This is a genomic window from Streptomyces sp. NPDC057249, assembly GCF_042669245.1.
GTDB lineage: Bacteria > Actinomycetota > Actinomycetes > Streptomycetales > Streptomycetaceae > Streptomyces.
In genome coordinates, this window is the sequence record NZ_JBHUXS010000015.1 from 26,297 (window position 1) to 38,626 (window position 12,330).

Below are 12,330 nucleotides of genomic sequence, written 5' to 3' on the forward strand. Positions count from 1 at the left end.
GGACGCCTACGACGAGCGGCGCGCCCCGGACCGGGCCGCCGGCGCCGGACCACGGTCCGTGCGGAGATGGCCGCGGCGGCGCGCAGCAGAGCCGACGCGCTGATGGCGGGCGGGTCCGGAGGACGCGTCGCGCGCTGGGGGATCGGGGCGCCCGCCGCCGCGGTGCCGGTGGCGGCGCCCCGCGCCGAGGACGGTGCCGGGGAGGCTCCTTCGGCCGTGGCGGGCGCGGCGCCCGTGGCGAGTACGGCGTCCGTGGTGAGCGCGGCGCCTGTGGTGAGCACGGCGTCCGTGGGGCGGTGGGCGGCGGCCGTGTTCGCGGTGCGGGAGCGGCTTCCGATGTGGGTGCAGCTCCGATGCGGCCTGGAGCCGAAGACCCTTGCCGCGCTCGTCGTGGTCCTGGTCGCGGCCGCCGTGTTGGCCGGGACGCACTTCTGGTCCGCTCGGCCCGAGGGGGTCCGCGCTCCGGACATGGCGGGCGAGGGGGTGCACGCGTCTGCGCCTGTGCCGGAGCCGGACGCGGGGGCTGAGCCGGAGGCCGGCGGCCGGCCCGAGCCGTCCCCCGGTCCCGTTGCCGGGCCGGGCGGGCAGATCGTGGTGGACGTCAGCGGGAAGGTGCGCAACCCGGGGCTGCGCCGGCTGCCCTCCGGATCGCGGGTGGACGACGCGCTGACGGCGGCGGGCGGGGCGCGGCCCGGGACGGACCTGGCGGGGCTCAACCGGGCCCGGGTGCTCATGGACGGCGAGCAGATCGTGGTGGGCGCTCCAGCGGCCCCCGCCCCGGCCCCGGGTCCCGGGGCGGGTGGCCCTGGCGCGGAGGCGACCGGACCGGTGAGCCTCAACTCCGCGACGGCGGAGCAGTTGGAGGGGCTGCCGGGCGTCGGCCCCGTCCTGGCCCAGCACATCGTGGACTACCGGACCCAGCACGGGGGCTTCCGGTCCGTGGACGAACTCCGCGAGGTCAACGGGATCGGTGCCCGCCGGTTCGCGGATCTCCAGCCCCGGGTCCGGCCGTGAGCGCGGCGGGCACCCTCGGGGTGCCGGCTCCGAGCGCGGTGGCGGAGGCCCACGAGGAGCGGGACATTCACGCGGCGTCGGGCCGACGGCTGGGGCTCTCCGACCCCCGTCAGGAGGGTCCGGCCGACCTCCGGCTGCTCGCCCCGGCAGCGGCGGCCTGGGCAGGCGCCGGGTTCGCGGTGGGCGCCCCGGGGCGTTGGGCGGCGATGGGGGTGGCGCTCTGCCTGGGGACGGCGATGGTGCTCCTCGCGGTGGGGCTGCAGCGGTCCTGTGGGGAGGCCGACAGTGGGGTGCCGAGTGGGGGCGGCGGAGTCGGTGGTGCCGGGGCGTCGGGCGTGGGCGGCGCCGCCGGAACCGGGAGTGCGCGGGGGCGGTTGCGGGCGACGGCCGTTGCGGCGGTGCTGCTCTGTGGGGCGGCCGGGGCGGCGTCCGCCGCGCTGCACGGTGCCGACGCGCGGCGGGGGCCGGTCCCCGGGCTGGCCCGGCAGTACGCGCGCGTCCAGGCGGAGATCGTCCTCACCTCCGACGCCCGGCGCACCTTCCCCCGGGTGCGCGGCGACCGCAGCACGCCCGCCTCCCTCCTCCTGGACGCGGAGGTCACCCGGCTGACACGGACCGACGGCACGGCCGTACGGCTGCGGACGCCGGTCCTGGTCATCGTCCCGCCGGGCGGCGCCACGGCGGCCTGGCAGCGGCTGCTGCCCTCCACCAGCCTGCGGGTCGCCGGGCGGCTGGCGCCCCCGCTGCACAAGGGCGAACGGGCCGCCGCCGTGCTGCGGCCCGACGGCAAGGCCCCGCCCAAGGTGACCGGGCCGCCCAGCCTCCTCCAGCGCACGGCGGGCCGGCTGCGCGCCGGGCTGCGTGAAGCCACCGGCGGACTGCGGCCCGACGCCCGGGCGTTGCTCCCCGGACTGGTGGTCGGCGACACGTCACGGGTCACCCCCGAGTTGCACGACGCGTTCCGGGCGACCGACCTCACGCACCTGCTGGCCGTTTCCGGGTCCAATCTGGCGATCATGCTCGTGCTGCTCATCGGGCCGCCCGGCCGTGCGCTGCGGGCCGAACGCGGGGGCCTGGCGCCCAGGCTCGGGATCTCCCTGCGGATGACGGCACTGCTCGGCGGTGGGCTCACGCTCGCCTTCGTCCTGGTGTGCCGCCCCGAACCGAGTGTGCTGAGGGCCGCCGCGTGCGGGCTGATCACGCTCCTCGCCATCGGCACCGGGCGGCGCCGGACGCTGATCCCGGCACTGTGCGCCGCCGTGCTGCTGCTGGTGCTCTACGACCCGTGGCTGGCGCGCAGTTACGGCTTCGTGCTGTCGGTGCTGGCGACCGGTGCCCTGCTGACCCTCGCCCCGCGCTGGAGCGAGGCGCTGCGCCGGCGCCGGGTGCCGCCACGGCTTGCGGAGGCGCTGGCCGCCGCGGTCGCCGCGCAGGCGGTGTGCTCGCCCGTGGTGGTGCTGCTGGCCTCCCGGGTGAGTCTGGTGGCGGTTCCGTGCAATCTGCTGGCGGAGTTCGCCGTGGCACCGGCCACGGTCCTCGGGTTCGCCGCGCTCGCACTGGCCCCGGTGGCGATGCCCGCGGCCCGGCTGCTCGCCGGGGCCGCGGGGTGGCCGGCCGGGTGGATCGCCTCGGTGGCCAGGGCCGGAGCGGCGTTCCCCGGGGCGGAGACCGACTGGCCCGACGGCCTCCCCGGGGCCGCGCTGCTGGCTGCCGTGGTCCTGGTCCTGGTACCGGCCGCGCGCTGGGCCGGGCGCCGCCCCTGGGTCTGCACGGCCGCCGCGCTGCTCCTGGTCCTCGCGGTGCTCCGGCCGGTACCGCTGACCCGGGTGCTGACCGGGTGGCCGCCGCCCGGCTGGGCGTTCGCCATGTGCGACGTCGGACAGGGCGACGCCCTGGTGCTCGCGGCGGGGCGGGGCTCCGGAGTGGTCGTCGACGCCGGCCCCGATCCCCGGCCCGTCGACCGGTGCCTGCGCGAACTGGGCGTGAGCCGCGTCCCGTTGCTCCTGCTCACCCACTTCCACGCCGACCACGTGCGGGGCCTCCCCGGGGTGCTGCGCGGCAGGGCGGTGGGGGCGGTCGAGACGACGAGCCTGGACGAGCCGCCGGAGCAGGCCGCGTTCGTCCGGAGAACGGCGGCGGAGGCCGGTGTGCCCGTCGTGCGGGCCGCGCCCGGGGAGCGGCGGCGGATCGGCGAGCTGGACTGGCAGGTGCTGTGGCCACCGGGCGCGGCACCGGCGGCCGGCCCCGCTCCGTACGACGTGCCGCAGGACCCGAACGATGCCAGCGTCACCCTGCTCGTACGGACCGGCGGGCTCACCCTGCTGCTGCCGGGCGACCTGGAACCGCCCGCCCAGCAGGCGTTGCTGCTCAGCCATCCGGAGCTGCCCCGGGTGGACGTGCTCAAGGTCGCCCACCACGGCTCCGCGCACCAGGACAGCGCCCTGCTGCGGGCCGTCCGGCCCAGGTTCGCGCTGGTGAGCGTGGGCCGGGACAACCCGTACGGGCACCCGGCGCCCCGGACGGTCGACGCGCTCGCGGAGCAGGGGGCGGTGGTGCTGCGCACCGACAGGGACGGGGCGATCGCGGTGACGGGTGCGGGGAACCGGCTGCGGGCGGTGGGGCGGTCATGACGCGGTGTGCGGCGAGGCGGCGGGCGGCGCCCGTCGCGCCGGTGCGGGCGAGGGGCGCGGCGGCCCCGGCCCCGGCCCTGGCCCCGGCCCCGGCTTCAGACCAGCCAGCGTCCGTCCGTCATCAGGTCGCGGCCGGGCTGCTCGTTGGACTCCCGCCAGGCCCTGACCGCGTACGGGGTGAAGCGGAGGTACACCCAGGCGGGGCGCCCCCGCAGATCCCAGGAGAACTTCGCGGCGAACGCGTCACCCGATGCCGGAGGAAGGTCCGTGCCCTCGACCACCTCGGCCGTGGCCTCGATCATGACCACGTCGCGGGTGTGGCCCAGGGCGATGTGGGCCCGGCCGTCCGGCGTCAGGTTGACCGCCGTCGGGTTGGTGCGCCGGGTCGCCATCAGCAAGGTCTCCCCGTCCCACAGGAACGACAGCGGCACCAGGGTCGGCGTTCCGTCGGCGGAGGCCGTGGACACCCAGGCGTCCGTGTCCTTCTCCAGGCGGTCGAGTACGTCCTGCTTGCGCTGTTCACGGCTGCGCGCCGGTTCCGGGAGAGGCATGCCGCGCACGCTAACCCGCGCCCCGGCCGCGTGACACCGTCGCCGGACCTAGGACCAGTGACGCATGGCGCGCGGCCGGGGCGGCGGCACAGACTGGCTCCATGGACCCGCAGCTGCCGCAGACCATCGACGCCTACCTGGACCGCATCGGCGCGGTCCGGCCCGCGCGTGCCGACGCCTCGGCGCTGCGCGAACTGCAACTGCGCCACCTCGTCGCCGTGCCCTTCGAGAACCTCTCCATCCACCTCGGCGAGGACATCGTGCTGGAGGACGGACCGCTCCTGGACAAGATCGTGGCCCGCGAGCGCGGCGGCTTCTGCTACGAACTCAACGGCGCGTTCGCCGTACTGCTGCGGGCGCTCGGTTTCCGCGTCACCCTTCTTCAGGCCCGGGTCCACGGCGCGGAAGGACGGCTCGGCATTCCGTACGACCATCTGGCGCTGCGCGTCGATACGGAGGACGGGACCGGGCCGTGGCTCGCCGACGTCGGGTTCGGCGACCACGCCAGGCACCCGCTCGCGCTCGACGACCGCGCCGACCAGGAGGACCCGGGCGGTGTCTTCCGGATCGCCCCGGCCGAGCCGGGCGGCGGGGAGCGCGGGGACCTCGATGTCCTCCGCGACGGCACGCCCCGGCTCCGGCTGGAGCGGCGGGCCAGGGAGCTGGCCGACTTCCGGGCGGGCGCCTGGTACCACCGCACCTCGCCCGACTCCCACTTCACCCGGGCCCCGGTCTGCTCGCGCTGCACGGACGACGGCCGGATCACCCTCAGTGGCCGCAAGCTCCTCACGACCGTGCGCGGCGAGCGGCACGAGACACCGCTGGGCGGTGACGACGAGGTGCTGGCGGCCTATCGGGACCACTTCGGCCTGCGCCTGGACCGGCTTCCCGGAAATTCGGACCTTCGGTAACAGCTACGCCCAAGCCGCTGCGAGCCACTCTGTTTGCCTCGAACGCCTCAATGGTGGTCGAATGCATGCTCGTCGGCGGGCCGCTGCTCCGACAACGACGTCTGCCCTCCGGCCCGAGGTGAGCGAGTGCCCGGGAGTGTGTGGAGATGTTCGGCCGTTGGTTCGGAAACAAAGGTGCGTCGGGTGCCGCTCGGGGCAACGCCCTGGCCGGACTGGTGGTGCCGGATTCGGCGGGCGTCCTCAGCTGCCGGGTGCTCGACCCGGTCAACGAGCCCGTACCGCTGGCGGAGTTCGCGCTGACGGACCGGGCCGGGCGCAAGGTGGTCGGGGGCGAGACCGACCCGTACGGCAGTGTCATGGCCACGGTTCCGGCGGGGGAGTACCGGCTGGCCGTCACGGCGGAGGGGTTCACCCCCTTCCACGGCTCGGCCACGGTCATCGAGGGCGGCCATGCGAGTCTCGGCGATGTGACCCTCCAGGTCGCCGCCCCGCCGCAGCTGCCCGAGCCGGGCGACTGGGAGATCGAACCGATGCACTCCCAGATCGGTTTCACCGCCCGGCACATCGGGATGGCCCGTATCCACGGCCGGTTCAACACCTTCGCGGGGGCGGTGCGGATCGCCGACCGCATGGAGGACTCGGCGATGCACGTGATCATGGACGCCGCGTCGATCGACACGAACGTCCAGATGCGCGACGACCACCTGCGGTCCAGCGACTTCCTGGATGTCGGCCGCTACCCGACGCTGGAGTTCTACAGCGACCGCTTCGTGCACCGGGGCGGGACCCGCTGGGGTGTGAGCGGTGCGCTCACGCTGCACGGGGTGAGCCGTACGGTGACCCTCGACACCCAGTACCTCGGGCTCGGCAACGGGATGGAGGGCGAGCCCCGGGCCGCCTGCCGCGCCACCACCCAACTGCACCGCGAGGACTTCACCCTCACCTGGCAGACGATGCTGGCGCGCGGCATCGCGGTCGTCGGCCCGAGCATCTCCGTCGAGATGGACATCCAGATCGTCCCCAAGGGCTGAGCCCCCGCACCACGGAGAGGACACGTCCTAGGGCGCCTCCAGCCACCCCTCGTACTCCGCGGCCAACGCGTCGAGCGCCGCCGGGTCGAGACGGTGGTCCGGGTCCTCCACGACGACCAGCCACTGGGCGTCCTCGGCGTCGTCCTCGCCGGCCAGGGCGTCGCGCACGAGCTGCGGTTCTTCGGTGACGCCGAAGCGCTCGGCGAGCTCCCGCGCCGCCTCCTCGGCTCCCTCGCGGTCGGGCAGCACCAGCACGTGTCTCTCATCGCTCACGTGCTCATTCTCGGATACGGGGAAGGGTGCGGCGGACCCGGCCGCGACCGGCCTGTCGGTGGCCCGTGGGATGCTGGACGGCGATGGCCACCAGAAGGAATTCCACCGACGACCCGCTCGCCCCGCTCACGCTCGCCGTGGGGCAGGAGGACCTGCTCCTCGACCGAGCCGTGCAGCAGGTGGTGGCGGCGGCGCGCGCCGCCGACGCCGACACGGACGTCCGGGACCTCACCCCCGACCAGCTCCAGCCGGGCACGTTGGCCGAGCTGACCAGCCCCTCGCTGTTCGCCGAGCGCAAGGTCGTGGTCGTGCGCAACGCGCAGGATCTGGGCGCGGACACGGTCAAGGACGTCAAGAAGTATCTGGACGACCCGGTCGAGGAGATCACCCTCGTCCTGCTCCACGCGGGCGGCGCCAAGGGCAAGGGGCTGCTCGACGCGGCCCGCAAGGCGGGTGCCCGCGAGGTCGCCTGCCCGAAGACGACGAAGCCGGCCGAGCGGCTGTCCTTCGTACGGGGTGAGTTCCGCGCGCTGGGGCGGTCCGCGACGCCCGAGGCGTGCCAGGCGCTGGTCGACTCCATCGGAAGCGACCTGCGGGAGCTGGCGAGCGCGGTGTCGCAGCTCGTCGCGGACATCGAGGGCACGATCGACGAGGCGGTCGTCGGGCGCTACTACACGGGGCGGGCCGAGGCGTCCAGCTTCACGGTCGCCGACCGGGCGGTCGAGGGGCGGGCGGCGGAGGCCCTGGAGGCCCTGCGCTGGTCCCTGTCCACAGGCGTGGCGCCCGTCCTGATCACCAGCGCGCTGGCGCAGGGCGTACGGGCGATCGGCAAGCTGTCCTCGGCGCGCGGAGGGCGGCCGGCGGACCTCGCGCGTGAGCTGGGCATGCCGCCCTGGAAGATCGACCGGGTGCGGCAGCAGATGCGGGGGTGGACGCCGGACGGGGTCGCGGTGGCGCTGCGGGCGGTCGCGGAGGCGGACGCGGGGGTGAAGGGGGGCGGGGACGACCCCGAGTACGCGCTGGAGAAGGCGGTGGTGGCCGTGGCGGGTGCGGCACGGGGCGGGCGTGGCCCGCGGTAGGGGGCCGGCCGCGGATGTCCTCAATCGCCGGACGGGCTTGAACGTGCCGTTCGGGCGTCCTCAAGCGCCGGACCGGCTGGTACTGCCGCGCGGGCTCAGACGTCCTCAAGCGCCGCACGGGCCGGGAAGGGCGCCCATACCGAAGGCCCCGCTCCCTGGGGAAAGGGAGGCGGGGCCTCGGGTTCGGACTGGTGCGCCGCACCCGCGTGGCGAACGCAGGTTCGGTGTGCGGCGCGGGGGCCGGGCAGGAGCGGGGTAGAGGGCCCGCTTGGTCCGTTCCGGCGGTGGGATCAGATCGCTCAGCCCTGGAGGGTGGCAGCCTTGGAGGCCAGCGCCGACTTCTTGTTGGCGGCGGCGTTCTTGTGGATGACACCCTTCGAGACGGCCTTGTCCAGCTGACGGGACGCGGCGCGCACGGCGACGGTGGCCTTCTCGACGTCGCCGGCGGCGACGGCCTCGCGGGCCTTGCGGATCGCGGTCTTGAGCGACGACTTGACGGCCTTGTTGCGCAGGCGCGCCTTCTCGTTCGTCTTGTTCCGCTTGATCTGGGACTTGATGTTCGCCACGAAAGAGCCTTTTCAGGTTCGTTGGATCTTCGATGTGTGTCCGTGCGGCCCGAGAGCCACATGGCACAGCTGTCCACGGTAGCAGGAGCGGTCCGACCGGCCCAAACCGGTCGCCGCCCCGCAGGCGTGGGACGATGGAGGCTACGTACAGATCCGCCCCGACCCGAACCGACCCGAGACACGGCGTCCGGCGTCTCAAGAATCAGGACCCTGCGTGCCCGCGACTCCTCTCCACGTGCCCGAGCCGAGCCGTACCGACCCGGCGCTGATCCGCAACTTCTGCATCATCGCGCACATCGACCACGGCAAGTCGACCCTCGCCGACCGGATGCTCCAGCTCACCGGGGTGGTCGACCAGCGGCAGATGCGCGCTCAGTACCTCGACCGGATGGACATCGAGCGCGAGCGCGGCATCACCATCAAGTCCCAGGCGGTCCGGCTGCCCTGGGCGCCGACCACCGGTGAGGGCCAGGGCAGCACCCATGTCCTCAACATGATCGACACTCCGGGCCACGTCGACTTCACCTACGAGGTCTCCCGGTCGCTGGCCGCCTGTGAGGGCACGATCCTGCTGGTCGACGCCGCGCAGGGCATCGAGGCCCAGACCCTGGCCAACCTCTACCTGGCGATGGAGAACGACCTCACCATCGTCCCGGTGCTCAACAAGATCGACCTGCCGGCCGCGCAGCCCGAGAAGTTCTCCGAGGAGCTGGCCCACCTCATCGGCTGCCAGCCGGAGGACGTCCTCAAGGTCTCCGCGAAGACCGGCATGGGTGTGGACGCGCTGCTCGACCGCGTCGTCCGGGACGTCCCGGCGCCCGTCGGGAACGCCGACGCGCCCGCCCGCGCGATGATCTTCGACTCGGTCTACGACTCGTACCGGGGCGTCGTCACGTACGTCCGTGTCGTCGACGGCTCGCTGAACAAGCGCGAGCGCATCCGGATGATGTCGACCGGCGCCACGCACGAGCTGCTGGAGATCGGTGTCTCCTCGCCGGAGATGACGCCCTCCGACGGGATCGGCGTCGGCGAGGTCGGCTACATCATCACCGGTGTGAAGGACGTCCGGCAGTCCAAGGTCGGTGACACGATCACCTCGCTGAACAACGGGGCGACCGAGGCGCTGGGCGGCTACAAGGACCCCAAGCCGATGGTGTTCTCCGGGCTCTACCCGCTGGACGGCTCGGACTACCCGGACCTGCGCGAGGCCCTGGACAAGCTCCAGCTCAACGACGCCGCCCTGGTGTACGAGCCGGAGACCTCCGCGGCGCTCGGCTTCGGCTTCCGCGTCGGCTTCCTCGGCCTGCTCCACCTGGACGTGGTCCGCGAGCGGCTGGAGCGCGAGTTCGGCCTCGACCTCATCGCCACCGCGCCCAACGTGGTCTACCGGGTCGAGATGGAGGACGGCAGCGAGCACACCGTCACCAACCCGAGTGAATTCCCCGAGGGCAAGATCGACAAGGTGCACGAGCCGGTCGTCCGGGCCACGGTCCTGGCGCCCAGCGAGTTCATCGGCGCGATCATGGAGCTGTGCCAGCAGCGCCGCGGCACCCTCCTCGGCATGGACTACCTCTCCGAGGACCGGGTCGAGATCCGCTACACGCTGCCGCTCGCGGAGATCGTCTTCGACTTCTTCGACCAGCTGAAGTCCAAGACCCGGGGTTACGCCTCCCTCGACTACGAGCCCACCGGCGAGCAGTCGGCGCAGCTCGTCAAGGTCGACATCCTGCTGCACGGCGACAAGGTGGACGCGTTCTCCGCGGTCACCCACAAGGACAAGGCGTACGCCTACGGTGTGCGCCTCGTCGCCAAGCTGCAGAAGCTCATCCCCCGGCAGAACTTCGAGGTGCCGATCCAGGCGGCCATCGGCTCCCGGGTGATCGCCCGCGAGACCGTCCGCGCCATCCGCAAGGACGTCCTCGCCAAGTGCTACGGCGGCGACATCTCCCGTAAGCGCAAGCTGCTGGAGAAGCAGAAGGAAGGCAAGAAGCGGATGAAGATGGTCGGCAACGTGGAGGTGCCGCAGGACGCGTTCATCGCCGTGCTGTCGACCGACGAGTCCGCCGGGGACGGCAAGGCCAAGAAGTAGGTCCCGGGCAGGGAGGCGGGCCCCCGCATCGCAGCACGCTGCGATGCGGGGGCCCGTTCGTTATCAAGCGGGGTCCGATTGCCTCTTACGCGGGGCGCGCGGGCGCTTTACCCTGATCACGACTTCTTAGTTACTCGCCAGTTAAGCAAGCGGGATCGCAGCACATAGACGCAGACAGCAGCAAGCACCACCGCCGCAGGCCCGGAGGATGTCGTGAGCGACACACAGACCATGATCGATAACCGTCCGCCCTCCGTGGCGACCCTCTTCATCGACCGGGTGGCGGCCACCCCGGACGGGGAGGCGTACCGCTACCCCGTGCCCGCGGCCGGCGGCGAGGGCCCCGACGAGTGGAAGTCGCTCAGCTGGGCGCAGGCCGCCGAGCGGGTGTACGCCGTGGCCGCCGGGCTGATCGCGCTCGGCGTGAACCCGGAGGAGCGCGTCGCCCTCGCCTCCTCCACCCGGGTCGAGTGGATTCTCGTCGACCTCGGCGTCATGTGCGCGGGCGCCGCGACCACCACGGTCTACCCCTCCACCAACGCCGAGGAGTCGGCGTTCATCCTCGCCGACTCCGAGAGCCGGGTCCTGATCGCCGAGGACGCCGCCCAGCTGGCCAAGGCCCGCGAGCGCCGCGCCGAGCTCCCGGACCTCGCCCATGTCGTGGTCATCGACGCGGAGGGCGCCGGTCCGGCCGAGGGCGACCCCGAGGGCTGGGTGCTCACCCTGGCCGAGCTGGAGGCCCTGGGCACCGAGCACCTGGCGAAGAACGCGGAGGCGGTCCGCGAGCGCGTCGACGCCATCACCTCCGAGCAGCTGGCGACCCTCATCTACACCTCGGGCACCACCGGCCGCCCCAAGGGTGTACGGCTGCCGCACGACAACTGGTCGTACATGGCCAAGGCCACCGTCTCCACCGGCCTGATCACCAAGGACGACATCCAGTACCTCTGGCTGCCGCTCGCCCACGTCTTCGGCAAGGTACTCACCTCCGGGCAGATCGAGGTAGGCCACGTCACCGCCGTCGACGGCCGCGTCGACAAGATCATCGAGAACCTGCCGGTCGTCCAGCCGACCTACATGGCCGCCGTGCCGCGCATCTTCGAGAAGGTCTACAACGGGGTCGCGGCCAAGGCGCGCGCGGGCGGCGCCGCCAAGTACAAGATCTTCCAGTGGGCGGCCGGCGTCGCCCGCGAGTACGCCAGGGTCTCCCAGGACAACTTCCGGCGCACCGGCAAGGCGTCCGTGCCCTTCGCGCTCGGCAGCAAGCACAAGGTCGCCGACGCACTGGTCTTCGCCAAGATCCGCGAGGCGTTCGGCGGCCGGCTCCGCGCCTGCGTCTCCGGCTCCGCCGCGCTCGCCCCCGACATCGGGCTCTTCTTCTCCGGCGCCGGCATCCACATCCTGGAGGGCTACGGACTCACCGAGTCGAGCGCCGCCTCCTTCGTCAACCCCGGCGAGAGCTACCGCACCGGAACGGTCGGCAAACCGCTGCCCGGCACCGAGGTGCGGATCGCCGACGACGGCGAGATCCTGCTGCGCGGCCCCGGCATCATGCAGGGCTACCAGGGCCTGCCGGACAAGACCGCCGAGGTGCTGGAGGCCGACGGCTGGTTCCACACCGGCGACATCGGCGAGCTCTCGGTGGACGGCTACCTGCGGATCACCGACCGCAAGAAGGACCTGATCAAGACGTCGGGCGGCAAGTACATCGCGCCCGCCGAGGTCGAGGGCCAGTTCAAGGCCGTGTGCCCGTTCGTCTCCAACATCCTGGTGCACGGCGCGGACCGCAACTTCTGCACCGCGCTGATCGCCCTGGACGAGCCCACCATCCTCGGCTGGGCCGCCGAGAACGGCCTGGCGGGCACGTCGTACGCGGACGTCGTGGCCTCCCCGAAGACCGTCGAGCTGATCGACGGCTACGTCAAGCGGCTCAACGAGGGCCTTCAGCGCTGGCAGACCATCAAGAAGTTCCGGCTGCTCCCGCGCGACCTCGACATCGAGCACGGCGAGGTCACGCCCAGCCTCAAGCTGAAGCGGCCGGTCGTGGAGCGCACCTACAAGGACCTGATCGAGGAGATGTACGCGGGTTCCCGCGAGGCCTGACCGGCGCCTGCCGCACCTCCGTACGCCCCCTGAAAGCCCCCCGCGCACTCCGGCGCGGGGGGTCGGCGCGTTCTCGCCGCAAC

Annotated in this window: 10 protein-coding genes; 7 read left to right on the forward strand and 3 right to left on the reverse strand. The window is 73.1% G+C overall.

Annotation, left to right across the window (positions count from 1 at the left end; all coding sequences use genetic code 11):
• The first annotated feature begins 66 nt into the window (after window positions 1-66).
• Together ACFUJY_RS25475 and ACFUJY_RS25480 are read left to right on the forward strand one after the other, a co-directional pair.
• Entirely contained in the window at window positions 67-1,014 is a 948-nt protein-coding gene (locus ACFUJY_RS25475; protein WP_383303780.1) for a helix-hairpin-helix domain-containing protein, read from the forward strand.
• Window positions 1,011-3,644, forward strand: a complete 2,634-nt coding sequence (locus ACFUJY_RS25480; RefSeq protein ID WP_383303783.1) for a ComEC/Rec2 family competence protein — start codon at window positions 1,011-1,013, stop codon at window positions 3,642-3,644. Before ACFUJY_RS25475 ends, ACFUJY_RS25480 begins: the two co-directional genes overlap by 4 nt.
• Window positions 3,645-3,739: 95 nt before the next feature.
• Here the strand turns inward: ACFUJY_RS25480 and ACFUJY_RS25485 are convergent, their stop codons facing one another.
• Window positions 3,740-4,195 (reverse strand): pyridoxamine 5'-phosphate oxidase family protein, encoded by a 456-nt coding sequence (locus tag ACFUJY_RS25485; protein ID WP_383303784.1) that lies wholly within the window; start codon window positions 4,193-4,195, stop codon window positions 3,740-3,742.
• Window positions 4,196-4,296: 101 nt separating this feature from the next.
• Here ACFUJY_RS25485 and ACFUJY_RS25490 point away from each other — a divergent pair, with 101 nt between their 5' ends.
• Together ACFUJY_RS25490 and ACFUJY_RS25495 are read left to right on the forward strand one after the other, a co-directional pair.
• Window positions 4,297-5,106, forward strand: coding sequence for an arylamine N-acetyltransferase (locus tag ACFUJY_RS25490; protein WP_383303786.1), 810 nt, complete (start codon window positions 4,297-4,299; stop codon window positions 5,104-5,106).
• Window positions 5,107-5,252: 146 nt separating this feature from the next.
• Window positions 5,253-6,137 carry a YceI family protein gene (locus tag ACFUJY_RS25495; RefSeq protein ID WP_383303789.1) on the forward strand — a complete coding sequence of 295 codons (885 nt, stop codon included), beginning with the start codon at window positions 5,253-5,255 and terminating at the stop codon, window positions 6,135-6,137.
• A 27-nt stretch (window positions 6,138-6,164) separates the two neighbouring features.
• Here ACFUJY_RS25495 and ACFUJY_RS25500 read toward each other — a convergent pair whose 3' ends face one another.
• Complete coding sequence (locus ACFUJY_RS25500) at window positions 6,165-6,410, reverse strand: hypothetical protein (protein WP_383303792.1); 246 nt, start codon at window positions 6,408-6,410, stop codon at window positions 6,165-6,167.
• Window positions 6,411-6,493: 83 nt separating this feature from the next.
• Here ACFUJY_RS25500 and holA point away from each other — a divergent pair, with 83 nt between their 5' ends.
• Window positions 6,494-7,489: a DNA polymerase III subunit delta gene (gene holA, locus ACFUJY_RS25505; RefSeq protein ID WP_383303794.1), complete on the forward strand. Its 996-nt coding sequence runs from the start codon at window positions 6,494-6,496 to the stop codon at window positions 7,487-7,489.
• 299 nt (window positions 7,490-7,788) lie between these two features.
• Here holA and rpsT read toward each other — a convergent pair whose 3' ends face one another.
• A complete protein-coding gene (rpsT, locus tag ACFUJY_RS25510) occupies window positions 7,789-8,055 on the reverse strand; it encodes a 30S ribosomal protein S20 (protein ID WP_018103239.1) in 267 nt (88 codons plus the stop codon).
• Between the two features lie 214 nt (window positions 8,056-8,269).
• Here rpsT and lepA point away from each other — a divergent pair, with 214 nt between their 5' ends.
• Both lepA and ACFUJY_RS25520 read left to right on the forward strand, forming a co-directional pair.
• Window positions 8,270-10,144, forward strand: coding sequence for a translation elongation factor 4 (gene lepA / locus ACFUJY_RS25515; RefSeq protein ID WP_383303796.1), 1,875 nt, complete (start codon window positions 8,270-8,272; stop codon window positions 10,142-10,144).
• 213 nt (window positions 10,145-10,357) lie between these two features.
• On the forward strand, window positions 10,358-12,247 hold the full coding sequence (locus ACFUJY_RS25520) for an AMP-dependent synthetase/ligase (RefSeq protein WP_383303799.1): 1,890 nt from the start codon (window positions 10,358-10,360) through the stop codon (window positions 12,245-12,247).
• Window positions 12,248-12,330 lie beyond the last annotated feature (83 nt).

What these genes read in the sequence shown, in the direction of transcription:
- ACFUJY_RS25495 (WP_383303789.1), top strand. Translation starts at nt 5,253, where the DNA reads ATGTTCGGCCGTTGGTTCGGAAACAAAGGTGCGTCGGGTGCCGCTCGG.
- ACFUJY_RS25475 (WP_383303780.1), top strand. Translation starts at nt 67, where the DNA reads ATGGCCGCGGCGGCGCGCAGCAGAGCCGACGCGCTGATGGCGGGCGGG.
- ACFUJY_RS25485 (WP_383303784.1), bottom strand. Translation starts at nt 4,195, where the DNA reads ATGCCTCTCCCGGAACCGGCGCGCAGCCGTGAACAGCGCAAGCAGGAC.
- holA (WP_383303794.1), top strand. Translation starts at nt 6,494, where the DNA reads ATGGCCACCAGAAGGAATTCCACCGACGACCCGCTCGCCCCGCTCACG.
- ACFUJY_RS25490 (WP_383303786.1), top strand. Translation starts at nt 4,297, where the DNA reads ATGGACCCGCAGCTGCCGCAGACCATCGACGCCTACCTGGACCGCATC.